The sequence below is a fragment of the Nonomuraea basaltis genome, assembly GCF_005893125.1.
Taxonomy (GTDB): domain Bacteria; phylum Actinomycetota; class Actinomycetes; order Streptosporangiales; family Streptosporangiaceae; genus Nonomuraea; species Nonomuraea basaltis.
The window spans coordinates 46,358-65,470 of sequence record NZ_VCJS01000053.1 but is presented as its reverse complement, the minus strand read 5'-3'; the positions used below and the strand labels follow the sequence as shown (position 1 = coordinate 65,470).

Annotated in this window: 18 protein-coding genes and 3 tRNA genes; 10 read left to right on the top strand and 11 right to left on the bottom strand. The window is 69.0% G+C overall.

Annotation, left to right across the window (positions count from 1 at the left end; genetic code table 11):
* On the bottom strand, positions 1 to 213 hold a 213-nt coding region (locus EJK15_RS25000), incomplete at its 3' end, for a cupin domain-containing protein (RefSeq protein WP_206061102.1).
* Positions 214 to 239: 26 nt separating this feature from the next.
* Between EJK15_RS25000 and EJK15_RS24995 the strand changes: the two genes are divergently transcribed.
* Positions 240 to 1,019, top strand: a complete 780-nt coding sequence (locus EJK15_RS24995; RefSeq protein ID WP_138712884.1) for a phytanoyl-CoA dioxygenase family protein — start codon at positions 240 to 242, stop codon at positions 1,017 to 1,019.
* 8 nt (positions 1,020 to 1,027) lie between these two features.
* On the opposite strand, the gene dusB is transcribed toward EJK15_RS24995, so the two are convergent.
* On the bottom strand, positions 1,028 to 2,137 hold the full coding sequence (gene dusB / locus EJK15_RS24990; RefSeq protein ID WP_206061101.1) for a tRNA dihydrouridine synthase DusB: 1,110 nt from the start codon (positions 2,135 to 2,137) through the stop codon (positions 1,028 to 1,030).
* 81 nt (positions 2,138 to 2,218) lie between these two features.
* Here dusB and EJK15_RS24985 point away from each other — a divergent pair, with 81 nt between their 5' ends.
* The 4 genes from EJK15_RS24985 to EJK15_RS24970 all read left to right on the top strand — a co-directional run bounded on the left by EJK15_RS24985 (position 2,219) and on the right by EJK15_RS24970 (position 3,226).
* Positions 2,219 to 2,854, top strand: coding sequence for an ACT domain-containing protein (locus EJK15_RS24985; protein WP_138712882.1), 636 nt, complete (start codon positions 2,219 to 2,221; stop codon positions 2,852 to 2,854).
* Positions 2,855 to 2,988: 134 nt separating this feature from the next.
* Positions 2,989 to 3,060, top strand: a tRNA-Gly gene (locus EJK15_RS24980).
* A gap of 16 nt (positions 3,061 to 3,076) precedes the next feature.
* Positions 3,077 to 3,147, top strand: a tRNA-Cys gene (locus EJK15_RS24975).
* 4 nt (positions 3,148 to 3,151) lie between these two features.
* Positions 3,152 to 3,226: transfer RNA gene (locus EJK15_RS24970), tRNA-Val, on the top strand.
* A 206-nt stretch (positions 3,227 to 3,432) separates the two neighbouring features.
* Here EJK15_RS24970 and EJK15_RS24965 read toward each other — a convergent pair.
* A complete protein-coding gene (locus tag EJK15_RS24965) occupies positions 3,433 to 5,157 on the bottom strand; it encodes a SpoIIE family protein phosphatase (RefSeq protein WP_138712881.1) in 1,725 nt (574 codons plus the stop codon).
* A 506-nt stretch (positions 5,158 to 5,663) separates the two neighbouring features.
* Here EJK15_RS24965 and EJK15_RS24960 point away from each other — a divergent pair.
* On the top strand, positions 5,664 to 6,566 hold the full coding sequence (locus tag EJK15_RS24960; protein ID WP_138712880.1) for a YihY/virulence factor BrkB family protein: 903 nt from the start codon (positions 5,664 to 5,666) through the stop codon (positions 6,564 to 6,566).
* Positions 6,567 to 6,579: 13 nt separating this feature from the next.
* Here the strand turns inward: EJK15_RS24960 and EJK15_RS24955 are convergent, their stop codons facing one another.
* Positions 6,580 to 6,846, bottom strand: coding sequence for a hypothetical protein (locus tag EJK15_RS24955; RefSeq protein ID WP_138712879.1), 267 nt, complete (start codon positions 6,844 to 6,846; stop codon positions 6,580 to 6,582).
* A 70-nt stretch (positions 6,847 to 6,916) separates the two neighbouring features.
* Between EJK15_RS24955 and EJK15_RS24950 the strand changes: the two genes are divergently transcribed.
* The gene (locus EJK15_RS24950) at positions 6,917 to 7,099 is read left to right on the top strand and encodes a hypothetical protein (protein ID WP_138712878.1); all 183 of its coding nucleotides are present in this window, start codon (positions 6,917 to 6,919) and stop codon (positions 7,097 to 7,099) included.
* Between the two features lie 46 nt (positions 7,100 to 7,145).
* Here EJK15_RS24950 and EJK15_RS24945 read toward each other — a convergent pair whose 3' ends face one another.
* The 5 genes from EJK15_RS24945 to ilvA form a co-directional block, all read right to left on the bottom strand.
* Positions 7,146 to 8,264, bottom strand: coding sequence for a N(5)-(carboxyethyl)ornithine synthase (locus EJK15_RS24945; protein WP_206061100.1), 1,119 nt, complete (start codon positions 8,262 to 8,264; stop codon positions 7,146 to 7,148).
* Between the two features lie 324 nt (positions 8,265 to 8,588).
* A complete protein-coding gene (locus EJK15_RS24940; RefSeq protein ID WP_138712876.1) occupies positions 8,589 to 9,593 on the bottom strand; it encodes a glycosyltransferase in 1,005 nt (334 codons plus the stop codon).
* Positions 9,594 to 10,229: 636 nt separating this feature from the next.
* Positions 10,230 to 11,045, bottom strand: coding sequence for a transglutaminase domain-containing protein (locus EJK15_RS24935; protein WP_206061099.1), 816 nt, complete (start codon positions 11,043 to 11,045; stop codon positions 10,230 to 10,232).
* Between the two features lie 190 nt (positions 11,046 to 11,235).
* A complete protein-coding gene (gene atpE / locus EJK15_RS24930) occupies positions 11,236 to 11,469 on the bottom strand; it encodes an ATP synthase F0 subunit C (RefSeq protein ID WP_138712893.1) in 234 nt (77 codons plus the stop codon).
* Positions 11,470 to 11,626: 157 nt separating this feature from the next.
* Positions 11,627 to 12,841, bottom strand: a complete 1,215-nt coding sequence (gene ilvA / locus EJK15_RS24925; protein WP_138712874.1) for a threonine ammonia-lyase — start codon at positions 12,839 to 12,841, stop codon at positions 11,627 to 11,629.
* A 247-nt stretch (positions 12,842 to 13,088) separates the two neighbouring features.
* On the opposite strand from ilvA, the gene EJK15_RS24920 reads away from it, so the two are divergent.
* A complete protein-coding gene (locus EJK15_RS24920) occupies positions 13,089 to 14,048 on the top strand; it encodes an acyl-CoA desaturase (protein ID WP_138712873.1) in 960 nt (319 codons plus the stop codon).
* Between the two features lie 153 nt (positions 14,049 to 14,201).
* On the opposite strand, the gene EJK15_RS24915 is transcribed toward EJK15_RS24920, so the two are convergent.
* Positions 14,202 to 14,729, bottom strand: a complete 528-nt coding sequence (locus EJK15_RS24915; protein ID WP_206061098.1) for an SgcJ/EcaC family oxidoreductase — start codon at positions 14,727 to 14,729, stop codon at positions 14,202 to 14,204.
* A gap of 550 nt (positions 14,730 to 15,279) precedes the next feature.
* Here EJK15_RS24915 and EJK15_RS24910 point away from each other — a divergent pair.
* Positions 15,280 to 17,010 (top strand): glycosyl hydrolase family 28-related protein, encoded by a 1,731-nt coding sequence (locus EJK15_RS24910; RefSeq protein WP_171074516.1) that lies wholly within the window; start codon positions 15,280 to 15,282, stop codon positions 17,008 to 17,010.
* 96 nt (positions 17,011 to 17,106) lie between these two features.
* Complete coding sequence (locus EJK15_RS24905) at positions 17,107 to 17,676, top strand: hypothetical protein (protein WP_138712871.1); 570 nt, start codon at positions 17,107 to 17,109, stop codon at positions 17,674 to 17,676.
* Between the two features lie 62 nt (positions 17,677 to 17,738).
* Here the strand turns inward: EJK15_RS24905 and EJK15_RS24900 are convergent, their stop codons facing one another.
* Positions 17,739 to 18,995: an alpha/beta hydrolase gene (locus tag EJK15_RS24900; RefSeq protein WP_171074515.1), complete on the bottom strand. Its 1,257-nt coding sequence runs from the start codon at positions 18,993 to 18,995 to the stop codon at positions 17,739 to 17,741.
* Positions 18,996 to 19,113: the final 118 nt, after the last annotated feature.

Genomic DNA, 19,113 nt, shown 5'->3' with positions numbered 1-19,113 from the left:
CCCCAGCACCACCAGGTCCCCCGCCCCCACCGTGAACGACGCACCGCCCTGCTCCACGAACCCCGCGCCCGCCTGCGTCCACAGCAGCAGCCAGCTGGGCGAGCCGGCGGGGCGGCGGGTGGCGTACCCGGGCCGCTTGTCGTAGTGGCCCACGATCATCAGCTCGGCAGCAGGAACGGACATGTCCTCAGCGGTCGCAGGCATACCGTTCACCGATCCCGTTCCTTAGCGTGAGACATATGAGGCTCAACGACTTCCACGATCAGGGGTACCTGCTGGTTCCCGGTCTCCTTGCGCCCGAAGAGGTGGCCGGGCTGCGCGACGAGTTCATGGCCATGCACGCCGGGGGCCCGATCCCCGGCCACTTCTCGCCCATGCCGCAGGAGCCAGGGGGGCCGTACGACATCCTCCGCGACTACCCCCGCATCATGCACCCCCACGAGGTGAGCGACCTCGCCCTGCGGTATCTGCTCGACACGCGCATCGCCGCGATACTCCGCGACATCCTGGGCGAGGAGCCGATAGCAGCCCAGAGCATGTTCTACTTCAAGCCGCCCGGCGCCAGGGGCCAGGCGCTGCACCAGGACAACTTCTACCTGCGGGTCGAGCCGGGCACGTGCGTGGCCGCGTGGGTGGCGCTCGACCGGGTGGATCGGGCGAACGGCGGCCTGGAGGTGGTGCCCGGCACGCACCTGATGGACCTGTTCTGTCCGGAGGAGGCCGACCAGGGCGTCTCCTTCACCAGGGAGTACGTGCCGCCGCCGCCCGGGCTCGAGCGGGTGCCCGTCGACATGAACCCGGGGGACGTGCTGTTCTTCAACGGCAGCCTGGTGCACGGCTCGGAGCCGAACAGCACGACCGACCGCTTCAGGCGCAGCTTCATCTGCCACTACGTCGGCCGCTCGGCGGAGCGGATCGCCGAGTATTACCCGACGCTCACGATGTCGGGCGAGCCCGTCCGCCTGGAGCCGGCCATGGGCGGCGGACCCTGCGGCACGGAGGCCGCCGGCCCTCACTGAGGGCCGGCTCAACCACCCGAGACATCCGACTCGGCCTCTTCGGGCACCGCGCAGTCCCACGGGTCGTCCAGCCACCCGTCCGGCAGCTGCACCTTGGTCCGCTCCCCCGACTTCCCCCGGGGCGTGTCCGTGTTGGCCGGCCACGGCTGGTCGTGCTCCAGCTTCGCCAGCCCTTCGCGTAACCCGTCGAGCGACTCGGCCGTCGCCAGCTCCCGGCGCAGCTCGCGCCCGACCGTGAACCCCTTCAGATACCAGCCGACATGCTTGCGGAAGTCCGCCACCGCGTACCGCTCGATGTCGAAGCACTCGGTCAGCCCCTCGGCGTGCCTGGCCATCAACCCGGCCACCTCGCCGAGGGCCGGCCGGACCCGCTCGGGGCTGCCGTTGAACGCGTTCTCCAGGTCCTTGAACAGCCACGGCCGCCCCAGGCACCCGCGCCCGACCACCACGCCGTCGCACCCGGTCCGCGCCACCATCCGCAGCGCGTCGTCGGCGCACCAGATGTCGCCGTTCCCCAGCACGGGGATCTCCGGCACGGCCTCCTTCAGCCTGGCGATGGCCTCCCAGTCGGCGACCCCGCCGTAGTGCTGCCTGGCCGTACGGGCGTGCAGGGCGATGGCCGCGACGCCCTCCTCGGCGGCGATGCGCCCCGCGTCCAGGTACGTCAGGTGATCGTCGTCGATCCCCTTGCGCATCTTCATCGTCACGGGTAGCGCCCCCGCGTTGGCGACCGCCTGCCGCAGGATGCGCCGCAGCAGATTCCGCTTGTACGGCAGCGCCGAGCCGCCCCCGCGCCTGGTCACCTTCGGCACCGGGCACCCGAAGTTGAGATCGACGTGATCGGCCAGGTCCTCCTCGGCGATCATCTTGACCGCCCGCCCCACGATGTCGGGGTCCACGCCGTACAGCTGGATGCTCCGGGGCTGCTCGGACGCGGCGAACCGGATCATCCGGAGCGTCTTGGGATTCCGCTCGACCAGCGCGCGCGTCGTGATCATCTCGGACACGAACAGCCCGGCGCCCTGCTCCCTGCACAGAACCCGGAACGGCGCGTTCGTGATGCCCGCCATCGGCGCCAGCACCACCGGCGGCCAAACCCCAATCGGCCCAATCTTCACCCCGTCAGTTGTAGCGCAGGTCGGGCTGCAACCGGTATTCGCGGATAAGCTGGGAACCGGCATCTTCAACGGAGGGGACGGATGCTACTTCGAGTGCGCCTTGCGCTGCCTGACAGGCCGGGATCCCTGGCCCAGGTCACCAAGGTCTTGGGGGTCGCGGGGGCAGACATCACGCAGGTGACCGTCCTCGATCGGGGCGCGGGCATGGCCGTCGACGACATCACGATCTTCTGCCCGGACAGCACGCCCAGGCAGGCCCTGGTCAAGAGCCTGGAGGGCGTCGAGGACGTGAAGGTCGAGGGCATCTGGACCACCCGGGAGGCGCCCGGCACCTACCCGGAGCTGGAGATTCTCAAGTACATCACCACGGCCGGCGACCGGGCCCTGACCACGCTCGTGGACTCGCTCCCCGTGCTCTTCAGCGCCGACTGGGCCGCCACGACGGCTGAGCGCCGCGTCCTCTACGCCAGCTGGCGCGCCCCGCAGCAGCTGGCCGTCCCGGAGGGGACGCCTGCGCGCCCGACGGCCATGACCCTCGAGGGCGGGCTGCACGTCATCCACGCCCCGCTGCCGCCGCTCGCACTCGCGCTCATCCTGGCCCGCTCGGAGGGCCCCGCCTTCCACCGCATCGAGGTCCACCGCCTCACCAGGATCCTGGAGATCTTCCTCACCCTGCCCGCGACCGAGCGCAGCGTGGCCCGCCAGCTCCGCAAGTAGGCGCGGACCTCGCTACCGTGGACCGCTGAACGCGGCCCACGCGTAGATGCGGACCCCGCTACCTGCCGCGGATCTCTGAACGAGACCCGCGGTAACCATCTGGTCGGAAAACCCGCTAGAGTTGTTGAGGCAACGCGGAAGTGGCTCAGTGGTAGAGCATCACCTTGCCAAGGTGAGGGTCGCGGGTTCGAATCCCGTCTTCCGCTCGGAGAGATTTGGCTCGGTGGCGTGGCCGAGAGGCGAGGCAGCGGCCTGCAAAGCCGTCCACACGGGTTCAAATCCCGTCGCCACCTCAAAGGACGATTAGCTCAGCGGGAGAGCGCTTCCCTGACACGGAAGAGGTCACTGGTTCAATCCCAGTATCGTCCACCAGACTCCACAGTCGAGCAGGTCTGACCTGGTCGACCAGGAGACAAAGCCCCAGCTCACGGCCAATGCCGAGGGTCTGGGGCTTCTTGGTGTCCGGGGTTGACCATGGCCGTTGTCAGCACGCGTGCTGACGTTGTGATGGCCCCTGAAAACGCGTGCATCGCGGACGATGGCGGCGCGCGCCCGGCATCGGTGTGCCCTGCAGGCGATCAGCGGGCAGGGCGCGTGGCGGTCGGGACGCGCAGGGCCAAAAGGGCGATGTCGTCTATGTTGCCAGGCGGGATGCGGGCGAGGATCTGGTCGCAGAAGCCCTCCAGGGGATGACGGGCAAGGGCGGCTGCATGGCGGCGGAGACCACGCAGACCGGTGTCCAGATCGGTGCCGGGGACTTCGATCAGTCCGTCGGTGTAGAGCAGCAGGGTGGAGCCGGGAGGCAGGGGCGCCGTCGCGTCCGGTCGGCCGACGTCACCCAGGCCGGTGCCCAGCAGCAGGCCCTGTCCCTGTTCCAGGTATTCGGCGCGGCCCTCGCGGGTGACCAAGAGGGGCGGAGGGTGACCGGCGCTGGTCCATCGCAGTTGCCAGGGTCCCTCCTCTGGACCCTCGACACGGGCGTAGACCGCGGTGGCCAGAGCGACGTTGGTGATGACGGGGACGGCCTCGTCGAGGCGGTCCATGATGGCGCTGGGCGGTGTCATCCGGTCCCAGGCCAGGGAACGCAGCATGCCGTGCAGTTGGGCCATGCCTGCCGCGGCGGCCAGGTCGTGGCCGATGACGTCGCCGATGACCAGCGCGGTGGCGCCGTCACGCAGGGGGAAGGCGTCGTACCAGTCGCCGCCTACCTGGGAGCCGGCCGCGGCGGGCTGGTAACGGGCGGCCATGCGCAGCCGGCCGAGCTGGGGTAGGGCGATGAGCAGGTTGCGCTGCATGGCCTCGGCGATCTCGCGCTGGCGGCCGAACCGCAGGGTGTTGTCGATGGCCAGACCGACGCGGCGGCCGATGTCGCCGATCAGGGCCACTTCCGTGGCGTCGAAAGGCCGCGTGTCGTCGGTACGGGCCAGGGTGAGGGCGCCCGTGACCTGCCCGGCGGTGCCCAAGGGCACGATGACCGCCGAGGCGGCGCCGAGTGCCTGGAGGAACCCGGTCTGGACGGCCGCCAGGGGCGAATCAGGCGGGGTGGCGATCTCCCTTGGCCCCAGCAGCACCGGCTCACCGCCGCGCAACACCCGTGCCAGAGCGGAACGGGAGCGTTCGTCCAACGCCGGGAGAGGGCCCCGCCACGCTTCCTGATCGATGTCACGGCCTTCTGGACCGACCACTGCCACCCTTCGGACTCCCTCTTCCCTGCGCAGGTCGATGGCGAGCCAGTCGGCCAGGCGCGGCACCAGCAGGGGCCCCAGCCGGGCGATGGCCTCCTCGGTGTCCAGGGTCTGGGCCAGGGCTGTGGCGATCTCCGCGGCCAAGGTCAGCCGGTCCGTGAGGTCCTCCAGCGCGATCACATGCGCTGCAAGGCCATCCTCAGCCTCCCGCCCGGTCGCGTCACCGGCGAACAGCACGTTCGTGCCGAGCACCCGGCCGCGCCTGATCACGGGAGCGCTGAACCAGGTGACGGGGATGGGATGTCCGTCACCTCCCAGGAAGCTGTCCATCTCGGCGCAGGACGACATGCGGCGGGTGAGCGCCATGAGCAGCCGGCACCGCTCATCCGGAACGGCGGCGCCGGCCGCGTGCCGGTGCAGCAGGCTGTGGAAGCCCTTCCCCATCATCTCCGACGCGGTGCGGCCCAGCAGTTCTTCAGCGGCGAGGTTGACCGCGACGATCCGGCCGGAAGGGTCCAGCACGGCCAGGCCGGCGTCAAGATGGTCGAACAGCTCCTGCCAGAACTCTGGCCGCGTCGCCCACCGTCGGCCCTGGCCACCAGCCGTGTTCCGGACCATGCCGTTCCTTCCGCTGTAGACGTGCGCTGCCGGCCGGACACGGCCGGCGGGCCTCGGTCGGCTGCCGGCGATGATCGCCGATGGAGAGCCGCCGTGCCCGCCGCCGCGGCGATCCCCCTGCCGCCGCGATGCGGCTGTCGCGAGCTTCATGAGGATGGCGGCGGTCGCGTGAGCCCGGACACCAGGCGCGGCGTGACCGGCCTGGGCTCAAGCCGGTGCCGTGGGGTCTCGCTTCCAGATTGTGGCTGACGCCCCCGAGACCTCGGATGCACCCTCTTCAGGCCTGAAACACATGGTACCGGTGCAGATCATACTTCCCGGTCGGCGCGATTCATCGGACGCGATGAGGACAGGCCCGTCATCCGCAGCCAGCCCCAGCAGTCGGTGAGCAACGCGAGACGAGTACGGTGAACAACCGGCGACTGACGCGACCGCGGCATGCGCCACGATGGTGTCCTCCCGTTCAACACGCGAGCCAACGCCGCGAAAAGGAGGAACCTCTCATCATGGGAGCCACCGGGCCGATCCGGCGGTCGGCCGAGGGATTGGCAGCGGGCTGGCGGCGCGCCCGGGAGCGTCATGGCCGGCTGGACCATCTCGTGCGCGCCGTGGTTCGCTACGACCAAGCCGATGGCGGCCGGTTATCGGCCGCGCTCACCTATTACGCCTTCTTCGCCACGTTCGCTTTGGCCCTGCTGGCCTTCGCGATCCTCGGCCGCGTCCTCGACGACCCGACCGTGCTCGCCACGGTGCAGCACTACCTGAGCGAGAACTTCCCGCGCCTGGACGTCCAGGCGTTGCGGGACGCCCGGGGAACCGCCGGCCTGGTGGCCTTCATCGTGCTGCCGCTGACGGGTCTGTTCTGGATGGACACCCTGCGCTCGGCGAGCAGAGCGATCTGGCGGCTGGAGGAGTATCCGGGCAACTTCTTCCTGCGCCAGCTCATCGACCTGGGTGTGGTGGCCGGGCTCGGACTGCTGCTCGCGCTGTCGCTCACCATCGCCTTCGCCGCCGAGCGGCTGCTGACCTGGCTCGCCGTGCTCACCATCGGCGTGGATGCCCTCCCAGCCCGATGGGTGCTCACCGCTGCCGTGTTCGTGCTCGGCTTCGGCGTCAACACCCTGCTCGCCATGGCGTTGCTGACCGCGCCGCCTCGGTTACGGCTGCAGCTGCGCCGCGTGATCAGCCCGGCGCTCGTCATCGCCGTCGGCCTGGAGATCCTCAAAACCCTCGGCCAGGCGTATGTCAACCTCACCGCAGCCAACCCCGCCTACCAGGTCGTCGCCGGCGCCGCCGGAATGCTCCTGTTTCTCAAAGTCGTCAACCAGCTCATCCTGTTCGCCACCGCTCTGGCGGCCACCAGCACCGCCGGGAACGTCACCGACCTGGCCCAACGCGCCCCTCCCTGAGCTCGTCCCGATGTCAGTCGGTTGGACCCAGTCCGGCGATCCGTTGCTCGCGCACGTGCTGCAGTGCCCGCAGGTAGCCGATCTCCAAAGCACGACAGAGCAGGTTGTTCATCTCCGCAGAGCCATCAAGGCGACCCCAGCCGGAGAATTCGCCGGCCACCGCCTCATCGGCCAACCGCTCGTCATCGACGGCGCCAGGACGTGGGCCGTCGTAGCGGATCCGGCCAATGAACTCGCTCCAGTCCTCAAGCTCAGCACGCGCGTCATCATCGCCACTCATATGGCCCATCGTGACCCCTGATCACTCCTTTCGCGAGCCCATCCGGCACGCGGCGTACGATGAAGCGCTCATGACGACGAAAGCATGGGTGGATCGCAAATATCAGCACCCCAAAGGCCTGCAGAGGTCGCGTGACCCGCCTGCCGGTGAGCGTCTCGAACCCCGGCTCCCGGCTCTGGAGCGGTGGCCGGCCCTGGCCGTGCTTCGCCAGCATCCGCGCAGGGTCGTGTCCTGGGAACGGCGCACGGGCTGAACGAGGCGGGTGTCGTGGTTGATCTTATGCGGCCACCGCGTCGGGCCTACTTGTGCGGATGCGGATAGTCGGGTGAGCGGTGCTGGAAGGAGAGGATGGCGGGGTTCTGGATGACGCCGTCGCGGATCTCGATGGCCCGCCGGACGGTGTCGCCCTCGTCCCACGCCTTGGGGCCGCTGAGCACCGTGCGCAGGTGCGGCAGCAAGGCCTCGCTGATCTCCCAGGTTGCCGAGTTCCACAGGTATGACGGGCTGTGGTCGACGCCGTAGTAGTCGATGTTGCCGCTCACCTTGAGCATCGGCTCGGTGAACGACGTGGGCCGCGCCCAGCTGAAGCCCATCCCCTCATCGCAGGACACGTCGATGATCAGCGTGCCCGGCGCGAAGGCGGCCAGATCGTCCTCGGTGACGAACATCAGCGGGCTGTCGGTGTTCTGCAGCACGCAGTTGACGACGATGTCGTGGTCGGCGAGGAAGGACGCCAGCGGTACCCGGCCGTCGTCGGTGAGCGCGTAACTGCGGTTGGGGTCGTCGGCTTCGTGCTCGAAACGTACGATGCGCGCCGAGTGGATCGGCGAGGCGACCGCGGTGACGTCGCGGAAGGTGAGCACGTCGATGTCGTTCACGCCGTGCGCGCTGAGGGCCGTGACCGCGCCCCGGCCGGTCGCGCCGAAACAGATGACGACCGCGCGTAGTCGCCGTCCGTAGTCGCCCGTGGTCCCGGTGAGCGACATGGCGTGCAGGACCGAGCAGTAGCCCGCCAGTTCGTTGTTCTTGTGCAGGACGTGCAGGTTGAACGTGCCGTCGCTGTTCCAGTGGTTCATCGCTTCAAAAGCGATGAGGGTGAGCCGCCGGTCGATCGCCAGCTGCGTCACCTCCTCGTCCTGGACGCAGTGCGGCCATCCCCACAGGATCTGCCCCTCACGCAGCTCCTTGAGGTCCTGAGTCAGCGGCTTCGGGAGCAGGATGACGTCGCACTCCTCCACCAACCGCTCCCGCGGAAGGAAGCCGGCAATGTACGGCGCCAATTGCTCGTCGGAGATGCCGAATTGCCGGCCATAGCCGAGTTCGAGGTAGATACGGTCCCGCAGATCGGCCTCGATCCGCTCAAAGTGCAGCGGATGGATCGCCAGCCGGTGCTCGTTCTCCTTGCGAGACTGTGACATGACTCCGAGACTGAGCTGATCCATGTGGGGCTCCCTCTTTTGCCCCCATGCGCGGCACCAGGAACATCGGACGACGTTCCATCACATGCTCACGTACGGGAGGTCTCACCTGGGAGTGAAGCGCCCAGTTCGCTGTGCTTGCTGCCCGCCGGCAGGGTCGGCCCTCTCAGCCAGACTAAGCGGCGGAGCCGACTGGTCAGCGTCTCAACGTGGTGGACGCATCGCCTCGATGATGATGTCGAGCGGCACGCGGGCGAATCCGATGCGGGTGTCGCTCGCCCCGTACGAGCGTCGGGCCGAGCCGGGTGGCCAGATCCCCGCCGGTCACGGCAGGAGCCTGTTGTGCTGCATGGTGGAGATCAGCGCGAGGGTCGATTCGGCGCCCTGGTTGAGGTTGGGGCCGTGTTCGGTCAGGCCGTCGTAGCCTCCGCCGGTCGCCGGGTCCCACATCGCGGCGCCGGCGTCGTTGGCGCCCTGGAACCACGCCACCGACCGTCGTACCCGCTCCTGCCACGCGTCGTCGCCGGTCACGTGGGCGGCGGTGGCGCAGGCGTCGGCGAGCGCGGCCACCTCGATCGGCTGCTGGTCGTAGCGGGATCGCGGCTCCTCCCGCCGCCAACCTGCGATCGGCACGACCGAGAGCCGGCCGTCTCTCGTCTGGATGTCGCACAGCCAGGTGAGCATGTTCAGGCCGCTGGTGAGCAGCTGCTGGTCGTCACTGAGATCCCCGGCGGCGATGACCACCTCGGCGAGTGCGGCGTTGGCGTAGGTCAGGTACGGCTGCGGCCACGGCCAGGTGGGGTCCTCCGCGGGGGTGCCGACGGCCTCCGCGGCGTCCGTCAGCAGGGCGGCGGCCGTGCTGCTGTCCGGGACGACGCGCAGGACCTCGGCGGCGCCGAGCCCGGCGAAGGCCATGGCGCGCGGATGTGGGGAGCGCTGCTCTGCGCCGAGGGCGAAGGCGCGCAAGGCTTCATTCCGGATCCAGGGGGTGGAGTTGCGGGCCGCGGCGGTGCCCAGGCCCCACATCGCCCGTCCCCACGAGTCGCCGATGCCTGGCCGGTCGCTCCAGCGCCGGTCGAAGGTGAGCCTGTTGTGGAACGCGCCGGAGCGGTCCTGGGCGTGTGTGAGGAAGGCCAGGTAGCACTCGGCGAGCCGGGTCAGCCGGTGGGCCGGGCTCGGTTCGCGGGTGACGATGACGAGGCCGCGGGCGACGTCGTCGGTGCAGTACCCGTGACGGCGCAGGACGACGGCGTGCCGGGCATGCTCGAACAGGCCGGTGTCGTCGCTCAGCCGCAGCAGGTGTTTGAAACCGGGCGTGGCGGCGCTCATGGCAGCATCCCGGCCGCCACAGCCGGCCGCTCGGCGAGGAGCGACCGGGCGAGGCGGTCGTATCGGGCCGCACCTCTGGTGAACTGGGCGGCCAGGGCCGAGTCGAAGGTCGCAAGTCCGCACTGAGTGGGCGGATGCGTGCTGAGAAAGCCGTATGTGCGGGCCAACTGTCATGCCTTCCAGAATTGGCCGCACCAGAATGGACGCCGATGCAGCGCGCGGTGAAGACGGCCAAGAAACCCGAGCCTCTCACCGGGGGCCCGCCCTCATACGGGGGCCCGGCTGTCGCGACCCCTCAGCCAATGGCGGGGTCTGCGCCAGAATGACACTATCAGGCGGTAAATTTTCCTAACATTTCACGATATATGTGCATGTACCTTGACACCATTTGATCTACACCAAAGGCCGAACGATCAGTCCTCCCCCGCCCTCTGTGCCCGGCAGTATCGGCGAAGGCCGGCGGCACCACGACCAGCCGATGATCAAGGTCTCGTACCGGCGCGTCATCGGTGTAGCGGAAGCGCTGGCGCAGTACGTAGATCAGAAGCGCAGCCGACCCCGCCGGTCCTCGACGGGCAGCGCACTCTGCGGACTGCCCGCGTGCCACGTCTCCGGTTCGGCGTCATCCATACGTGGTCACGCCAGTTCCTCCTCCGCGCGCACGGTCATCGACTCCAGCAGCGGCGCGCCGAAGGTCGTGACCATGGCCACGTCGGACGCGTCCCGTCCATGTCCGATGAGGATGCGGCCCTTGCGCCGGCGGTTGTTGCGCGGATCGAAGGTCCACCACCGATCGCCCAGCCAGACCTCCATCCAGGCGGCGAAGTCCATGGGCGCCGGGTCCGGCGGCACGTCCATGGCGGGCAGGTAGCCGAAGACATAGCGAGCCGGGATGTTCAGTGCCCGGCAGAACGAGATCGCCAAGTGAGTGAAGTCGCGGCATACGCCGAACCCGGAGGTGTTGACGTCGACCGCCGTCGACGACGGACCGCTGCTGCCGTAGCTGAACGTCAGGTGGCGGTGGACGTAGTCGCAGATCGCCTGTACCCGGGAGAAGCCGGGAGGGATGGCGCCGAAGCGCGACCAGGCCTCGTCACCGAGCATGTCAGGCAGGCAATAGCGGCTGGGCAGCGTGTAGATGAGGACCTCGTCGGGCAATGCCTCCGGTGACAGTTCCTGCGCCTGTTCATCGGCGTCCTCGGTCGCATCGGGCACGAGCACCACGGCCTCATAGCGCAACGTGGAGCGGCCGGCGGGGAGTACCACCCGCACACACGGGTTGCCGTACAAGTCGGTGTAGCGACGGATGCGCCGCTGCGGCTCCATGGACCACGCGTGGTGCGCGAGACTGACCGGCGCCGCGTCCTGGAGTCCCACCTGAAAGACGGTCGGGGTGTCAACGGCGGCGACGTGCACGAACTCGCACCCCACCCGCACCCGTCTCACGTCCACGGCCCCATCGTGCGGCCGCGATGTTTCCATCACATTTCCCATCGATACCCGATCCCAAGCACTCGAGGAATTCCTTCGGTGCCCGGTAGTGCGGCACGATGGTGGCGATCTCAACCTACTCGTCCGAGGCCCTGACGGCGACAGGGGCCGAGGCTGTCCGCCCCTGAGGACATTGCCGCCCAGTGCGCGATTACTGGATGGACCGGAAGAGGAACGGCGCGACCAGGCCGATCAGGGCCAGGGCCTCAGTGAGCACGAAGCCGAGGAGCATGTTCTGACGGATCAGTCCATAGGCTTCGGGTTGACGCGCGATGGCCTGCACACCCTGACCGAAGATGATGCCGACGCCAATGCCGGGGCCGATGGCAGCGAGGCCGTAGCCAATGGCAGTGATGTTGCCGGAGACCTGAGCGAGAACATCCATTGCGTTGCCTTTCTCGATGTCCGGCGAAGCGGAGAATCGCCGGTTTATAGGCATTTCCACATATGGACGTTCTTGAAGAAATGGTTGATTGCTCCAAGTTGAGCGGAAATTGCTCGTCAATCGATGCACTAGACAAATTGCCCATCCAGAGCGGCACTCACCCGAGAACGATTCTGTAGCCGTCCCTTCGCAGTGCGTCCAGCGCTTCCCCGCAGTGCTCCGGACCTCTCGTTTCGAGCTGCAACTGCACCTCGACCTCGTCCACGTGCAGCCTCGACCCGAACCGTTCGTGCACGATGTCCAGCACGTTCACCCGGAGGGCGGCAAGATCCGCCAGCAACCCCGCCAACGCCCCTGGACGGTCCGGCAGTCGCACCCGCAAGGCCATGTAGCGCCCCGCGGCCGCCAGGCCGTGACGGAGCACCCGGGCCAGCAGCATGGGGTCGATATTGCCGCCGGACAAAACCGCGACCACCGGCGCTTCGAACGCCTGCGGATGGGACGCCAGTGCGGCGACTCCCACGGCACCGGCGGGCTCGACGACCTGCTTGGCACGTTCGAGGCACAGCACGAGCGCCCGGGAGATCTGCTCCTCGCTCACCGTGACCACCCGGTCGAGCAGATAGTGGATCAACTCGAAGGGCAACTCCCCCGGGCGTCCCACCGCGATGCCGTCGGCCATCGTCGCAAACGGCTCGACCATCACCGGATGTCCCGCGGCCAGAGAAGCGGGATAGGCCGCGGCCCGCTCAGCCTGAACCCCCACGATCCTGACCCCAGGTCGCACCGTCTTGGCCGCCAGAGCCAGCCCGGCCGCCAGACCTCCACCGCCCATCGGCACCACGATCGTGCCGGTGGCCGGCAGCTGTTCCAGGATCTCCAGCCCGATCGTGCCCTGCCCCGCGATCACGTCCGGATGGTCAAAGGGATGGATGATCACCGCACCGGTCTGCTGCGCGTGCTCCCTGGCCGCGGCAAGCGCCTCGTCCACGGTGTGCCCGGCGAAGATCACCTCAGCGCCGTAACCACGGGTGGCCTCCACCTTGGGCAGCGCCGCGCCTTCGGGCATGTAGACCGTCGCCTTGGCTCCGACCAACCGCGCGCTCAGCGCCACCCCCTGAGCGTGATTGCCGGCACTGGCCGCGACCACTCCCCTTTCCCGCTCCTCCTCGGCCAGCCGGGCGATCCTGACGTAGGCCCCGCGAACCTTGAACGAGCCGGACCTCTGCAGGTTCTCGCACTTGAGATGGACCGGCCCGCCCACCACGTCGGAAAGCACCCGCGACTCGACCACGGGCGTACGGACCACCACATCGGTGAGGAGTTCTCGCGCGGCGACGACATCGTCGTAGGTCACCTGAGGAGAGCTCATCGCAAGAGTCTCCCACTCCGGCCACCCAGAAGGCCGAAGCAGGTCGCCCAATCGATGTCGGGCGCAACGCGGCTGTGTGACCATCGTCCACCTGGCGTGATGCGATGGCCATCAGAGCTTTCGCCACGAGATGACCCTCGTAGTCCCAAAACAGCGCCAGGAGAGTGTGGCCACCGAACACGTGGGCAGGCGGACTGTTTCCAAAGGAGCGATAAGGACACTACACGTGCGATGGGAGGAAACCGGCATGGCTTCGACGGGTGCCGGTGTCGTCGATCGGGAGCGGGCCGGCGCGGCGCCGATCATCGACGGGCGTAAACCGGTCGCGGCAGTGGTCGCGTTGTGGGTGTTCGTGCTGGTGCCCTTCGCGGCGCTGGCCGCCGCCGTGCCGGTGGCCTGGGGGTGGGGGCTGAGCTGGGCCGACGTGGCGATCGCGGCCGGTGCCTACGTCCTGACCGGGCTCGGCGTCACGGTGGGCTTCCACCGCTATCTCACCCACGGCGCGTTCAAGTCGGGCCGGTGGCTGCGGATCGGCCTGGCCGTGGCCGGGTCCCTGGCCGTGCAGGGCTCGGTCATCCAGTGGGTGGCCGACCACCGGCGTCATCACGCCTTCGCCGACCGCGACGGCGACCCGCACTCGCCCTGGCGCTACGGGCACAGTGTGCGTGGCCTGGCCAAGGGGCTGCTCTTCGCGCATGTCGGCTGGATGTTCAAACGTGACATCACCAACCGGCGGCGCTTCGCCAAGGACCTGCTCGCCGACGCCGACATCGGCCGGGTGGACCGGCTGTTCTTGCCACTCGTCGCGGCCTCCCTGCTGCTGCCACCCGCCATCGGCCTGCTGGCCACCGGCACCTGGTACGGCGCGCTGACCGCGTTCTTCTGGGGCGCCCTGGTACGGATCGCGATGCTGCACCACATCACCTGGTCGATCAACTCCGTCTGCCACGTGTTCGGCGAGCGGCCGCTGAAGACCCGCGCCGGGGACCGGGCCGCGAACTTCTGGCCGCTGGCGATCCTGTCGTTCGGCGAGAGCTGGCACAACGGCCACCACGCCGACCCCACCTGCGCCCGCCACGGCGTGCTGCCCGGCCAGATCGACATCTCCGCCCGGCTGATCCGGCTGCTGGAAGGGCTCGGCTGGGCCCACGACGTACGCTGGCCGACCCCGGCACGCCTGGCAGCACGACGCCGCACCGGGTCCTGAGGGGTCCGGCCAACTCTGGCGGGTAGGCCTGCGAGCCACCTCGAGGTGCTCGAAGCCTTGTCGACGCTGCATTCGCGGAACTGCTCGAAAGCGCTCCAGCGCTGGCGGGAGCGTCACTTTGCGCGACGCTCCCGCCGGTGGTCTCGGCGCGGATCAGCCGTCGGGCGGCCGTACCGAAGAGTGGTGGTTGACGATCAGCCACGTACCGCCGCGCTTCTCGTACAGGTAGGTGTAGCGCGCGTCGAACGACCGCCTCTTGCCGCCCTTCCCCATGAGGGTGAAGCGGTACACGCCGGCGTCGATCGCTGAATTGCAATCCAGAACCTGGACGATGGTTTGGATCTTCTTGCCTGCCGGCTCCTTCCGCAGGAAGTGCTCGAAATAGTCCAGAATCTGCACGTGACTGGTGCGGATCCTGGACGACGTGGTGGGAAGAAGAACGGCATCCGGCGCGTACAGGGCGGCGACCCTTCGGGGGTCGCCGGTGGCGAGAGCGGCGTTCCACTTGTCGAAGATGGCCGCGATCTGGGCCCCGGACGGCGCGAACTCGCCGGCGGGCTGGACCGGCTTGGCCGCGGGCGCTGGGCGGGCATTGGCCACAGCCTGGCCGCCCGTGGCTGTGATGAGGAGCGCGACTCCTGCGGCGAAGGTAGCGCAGGCAGAATCCTGATGCTTCATCATGATCTTCCGTGCTCTGGTGCGGATGGGGGGACGTTGGCCTTCACCATGGCGAGAAGCGGGATGGGGCCGGCCCGGCGCTGATCAAGCGCAGCGGAGGCGGAAGGGTAAATCACTAAGAGTGGCATGGTGCTCACGCTACGCAGGACTCGCCGGATGACAAGTGCCCGCGGCGGGATCGGCCCGGGGGCCGTCGAAGCCGGCCTGACCCTCAGGACGCACCCAGGATCCGCTTGGTCCGCATTGTTCGAGAATGATCAGTTCCTTGGAAAACACATCCGATGTATGCGGGGAACCGCGCCCTGTTTCAGCCATGTGTCGTTCCCATGCGAAAGCGGGTTGACAGCTCTGGCGTTCCATGGGATCACAGTCAAAAGATCCTATCTTTGCTGACGTGAGCGCTCACGGACGTAGTGGAGTGGCGATGGACCGATCACGAGGAGATCCGCTCTTTCGCAGACCACCTCGTCCCTTGTCGCCGGCCCAGCGCCCGAGAGGGACAGGGCCCGGTGAAGGTATCTGGTCACCGCACTACTCGACTCCGAGGAGCACCATGCGTCAGGAGCCTGCCAACCCGAGTCGCCGAACGCTCATTGGCCGCGCGGCGGCGGCCGTCGCCGCGCCCGCGCTCGTGAGCGGAGCCGCCGCGGTGGTCGCCGCACCAGCCCGCGCGATGACCGAGGGGACGCACGGCCGCCCCCTGAGCACCGTCACGACGAGCAGGCCCCCGGACGAGTCGGCCGCCCTGCTGGACCAGTGGGCGCAGACGCCCGGATCCCACCCGCTGATCCCCGACATATCCCGCGCGGGTTACCGCCTCGGCGCCAGGCTGCCGCGACCGCGCGTGGTGGCCCGCGTGACCGACCACGGCGCCCGCGCGGACGGCACGACGGACTGCGCCCCGGCGTTCAACGCGGCCCTGCGCGCCGCCGGGGAACGGGGCGGCGGCGTGGTGCTGGTGCCCCGCGGCACCTACCTGCTGCTGTCGCCGGTCTTCATGCACTGGTCCAACGTCGTCCTGCGCGGCGCCGGGCGCGACGCCACCGTGCTGCACTTCGGCCGGACGCTGGACGACGGTTACCGGCCGGCCCGGCAGTCCAACGGGAACAGCCGCTGGTCGTGGACCGGCGGGCAGATCTGGTTCATGGCGGCCGAGCGCCGGGCCCGGTCGGAGGCCGAGGACTTCGCCGGCACCGAGGGCTGGCTGCTGGGAGACACCCTCGCGCACGTCGGCGCCGCCTCCCGCGGCCAGCGGACGCTCCTGGTCTCCGATACCAGCGGGCTGCGCGCGGGCGACATGGTGATGCTCGAGTGCGACAACCCGCCGGACGCGAGCCTGCTGACGCATCTGGCCGGGGACGTTCCCGGCGCCCGGTCCTACGACTGGCCACGCCGGGCACCGCAGCTCGTCACCGGCTCCGGCGGCCAGTACGTCCAGTACGCCTCCCTTCAGTGGCCCGTCCGAGTCGAGGCGATCCTCGGCGACCGGCTGGTCGCCCTGGCCCAGCCGCTCAAGTACGACCTCCGTCCCGGCTGGCCGGCGCGGCTGCGCGCGATCGGGCCGACCGTCCACGACAGCGGCGTCGAGCAGCTGACCATCCGCAACGAGCCGGTCGCGATGACCGCGCACAACAAACACCCGGGCTCGAACGGGGTGTGCTTCCAGGCCGTGCACGACTGCTGGGCGAGCGAGGTGCGCGTGGAGAACTGCGACCTCGGCTTCGGCTTCACGTACGCCAAGTCGATCACCCTGTCCCGGGTCGCCGTCGGCGGGCGGGCCGCGCACCACAGCTTCGCCTGCCGGATGCAGTCGCACGACAACCTCGTCGACGACTTCGAGATCGAGGCGTTCACCGTCCCGGTGCCCTCCGGCGCGGTCCACCACGGCCTCAACCTGGAGGGCCTGTCGTCGGGCAACGTCTGGCGGCGCGGCCGGATGGCCGAGGGCACCTTCGACACCCACCGGGCGCTGCCGTTCGAGAACGCCCGGACCAACATCACCCTGGTCAACAACGGTCGCGTCGGCGGCTCGGCCGCGTCCGGCCCGCTGTTCGGGGCACGGATCGCGCACTGGAACGTCCGGATCACCGGCGGCAGCGCGTACGCCGTGACGGTCGCGGACGTCGCGCCCCGCAGCGTGACCGTCGCCGTCCAGGGCGCCGCCGGCACCTCCAGCGAGCTCCCCCCGGATTTCACCGGCGACCTGGAGAGCCTCCTCGTCCAGCATGGCTCGCCTCCCCGCGTCACCGACCTGTACGCCGCCCAACGCGACCGCACGGAATGACCGGCGCAGACACGCCGGTACGGGATGCCCTGCAGAGCCACAGGCGAGCCGTGCGGCGGCGGTAGGCGGGGCGGGCGATGTCGTTCGCGAAGAGCGGTGACGCGGGCGGACTTGCGCGGTAAGGGGGTGATCGGCCCGAAGGCGTTCGCCTCGTGGGCGCACTGGTACCGGGGCGGCTTCGAAGAGATCATCGAGGCCGTGGCAGACCCGGAGGCGAGCGAGCAGGTCATGGAGGTGTTCCTGGCGCTGCTGCGGACCGGGGCGATCCGGTTCCAGACCCTCGACGTCCTCGCCCGGCTGGCCGCCGCCGTACCCGGCGAGGCCCTGCGGACGCCGGCGCGGGCACGCGTGGCCGCCATCACCGAGAACCTGGCCGCGCTCCGGGACCGGCCGATCCTCGCGGCCCTGACGGCCGACCGGGCCGTCTCGGAGCTGTTCACCGACTACGGCAGGCGGCCGACGATGCCGCCCGCGGGTGCGCTGCCCGCGGCTCGGCGCCTGGCGGATCGTGGCGACCTGGCCGGGGCCCTGTTCGCACTCTCGCTCACCCAGATGAGCGGAGGCCGCACTGACTGGGCGGACCCGTGGCGGGAGATCCTCCGTGACCTGCGCGGCTCCCCGCACCTGGAGGTGTCCCAGGCAGCCTGGGACACCTCCGTGGACTGAGCCCCTGGAAGTACCCGCCCGCGTGACCGTGCGGTTCGCGGGCGGGCCTGTCGTACGCGAGCTCAGGGCTGTACGCAGGCGCCCACGGCGGGCCGGTTGTAGGCGTAGGCGAGGAAGTCCTTCAAATTGGCCTGCCAGTCGTCCCACTCGTGCCCGCCGGTGCCGTAGCAGTAGCGGTGGACGATGCCCTGCGCGGTCAGCTTCTTGTCGAGTACGTCGACGTAGGCGCCGAGCATCGGCTCGCCCTCGACCTCCTTCTGCGGGTCGCCCGGCTCGGTGGCGTCGATGTCGTAGCCGCACGCGGGGTCGGCGGGCGTGGTGCCGGTCGGCGCCGTCGCGAGCTCCTCGCAACCTCCGGCGTACAGGGCGAGCTGCTGGTTGTAGGGGGCGTACCTGCCCTGTTCGGCCAGGCGCATGGGGTTGGCCTGCGGCCAGTCGTAGATGGTCTCCATGGTTCCGTTGGGCGGGACCACGACGTGCGGGCCGAAGATCTGGTCGAGCCGGTAGAGCAGTTGCTCGTCCTGGTCGAGGACGAGGACGCCGTTCTCGTCATACTTATTGATCTTGAACTTGCCGTTGGCGGCGTCCAGGTAGGTGATCGCGGCGCCCGAGGCCCAGGAGCCGTTGGAGATGATGCCCTGCGCCGCACGCTTGCGCAGCTCCGTGCCCGGCGAGAGCGCGCCGGCCGTGCCGAACACGCCGGGGTGGGCGGCGGCGTACTTCAGCGCGCCCAAGCCGCCCATCGAGATGCCCGCGATCGCCCGGCCGTCCCGTGTCTTGACCGTGTTGTAGTTGGCGTCGACCCATGGGATCAGCTGGTTGATGTGGAAGGTCTCCCACTTGGGCGCGAAGAACCCGTCGGCCCGCCCGGGCCAGTCGGAGTACCAGCCGGTCATCCCACCGGTGGGCATGACCGCGATCACCTGGTAAGGATCCTGACCGTTCTTGAGGATGGAGACGATGTCGCCCTTGACGGTGTAGGAATCGAAGTTGTCGCCGCCGCCGTTCAATAAATACAGCGACTTGTACGGCGCCGCCGTCGCGCTGTACTGATCGGGCAGATAGATCCGGATCGTGAACGACCTGATGACCGGGGAGATCTCCGGTGTACCCCCGGCGGGCTGGTAGATCGCCGTCGATGTCATGGCGACATCCCGCAGGTTCGGCTGGAACGGGGGTGTCGTCACGCTCTGACATGTGATCCCGAACCCGGCCGGAACCGCCAGCGACTCACACCCCGTCGCCGCCTGAGCCTGCGACGGCAGGCCCAGCGCACCCGCGATGAGCACCGCAGCCGCCGCCACTCCAGTTGAGCGCATGAATGACCTCCGATTTGAACAAACGCTTGGTGCAATGATCATGCCTGGTGGCCGCGCCCTTGAACCAGTGGGTTGTTTAAGGAAACCGACCTGGCTATGGTCGGTTGCATCAAACAAC

Excerpts from the sequence above, each read along its gene's own strand:
- EJK15_RS24995 (WP_138712884.1), top strand. The coding sequence starts at position 240 with ATGAGGCTCAACGACTTCCACGATCAGGGGTACCTGCTGGTTCCCGGT.
- EJK15_RS24985 (WP_138712882.1), top strand. The coding sequence starts at position 2,219 with ATGCTACTTCGAGTGCGCCTTGCGCTGCCTGACAGGCCGGGATCCCTG.
- EJK15_RS24965 (WP_138712881.1), bottom strand. The coding sequence starts at position 5,157 with ATGGTCCGGAACACGGCTGGTGGCCAGGGCCGACGGTGGGCGACGCGG.
- EJK15_RS24960 (WP_138712880.1), top strand. The coding sequence starts at position 5,664 with ATGGGAGCCACCGGGCCGATCCGGCGGTCGGCCGAGGGATTGGCAGCG.
- EJK15_RS24955 (WP_138712879.1), bottom strand. The coding sequence starts at position 6,846 with ATGAGTGGCGATGATGACGCGCGTGCTGAGCTTGAGGACTGGAGCGAG.
- EJK15_RS24950 (WP_138712878.1), top strand. The coding sequence starts at position 6,917 with ATGACGACGAAAGCATGGGTGGATCGCAAATATCAGCACCCCAAAGGC.
- EJK15_RS24945 (WP_206061100.1), bottom strand. The coding sequence starts at position 8,264 with ATGTCACAGTCTCGCAAGGAGAACGAGCACCGGCTGGCGATCCATCCG.
- EJK15_RS24940 (WP_138712876.1), bottom strand. The coding sequence starts at position 9,593 with ATGAGCGCCGCCACGCCCGGTTTCAAACACCTGCTGCGGCTGAGCGAC.
- atpE (WP_138712893.1), bottom strand. The coding sequence starts at position 11,469 with ATGGATGTTCTCGCTCAGGTCTCCGGCAACATCACTGCCATTGGCTAC.
- ilvA (WP_138712874.1), bottom strand. The coding sequence starts at position 12,841 with ATGAGCTCTCCTCAGGTGACCTACGACGATGTCGTCGCCGCGCGAGAA.
- EJK15_RS24920 (WP_138712873.1), top strand. The coding sequence starts at position 13,089 with ATGGCTTCGACGGGTGCCGGTGTCGTCGATCGGGAGCGGGCCGGCGCG.
- EJK15_RS24915 (WP_206061098.1), bottom strand. The coding sequence starts at position 14,729 with ATGATGAAGCATCAGGATTCTGCCTGCGCTACCTTCGCCGCAGGAGTC.
- EJK15_RS24910 (WP_171074516.1), top strand. The coding sequence starts at position 15,280 with ATGCGTCAGGAGCCTGCCAACCCGAGTCGCCGAACGCTCATTGGCCGC.
- EJK15_RS24900 (WP_171074515.1), bottom strand. The coding sequence starts at position 18,995 with ATGCGCTCAACTGGAGTGGCGGCGGCTGCGGTGCTCATCGCGGGTGCG.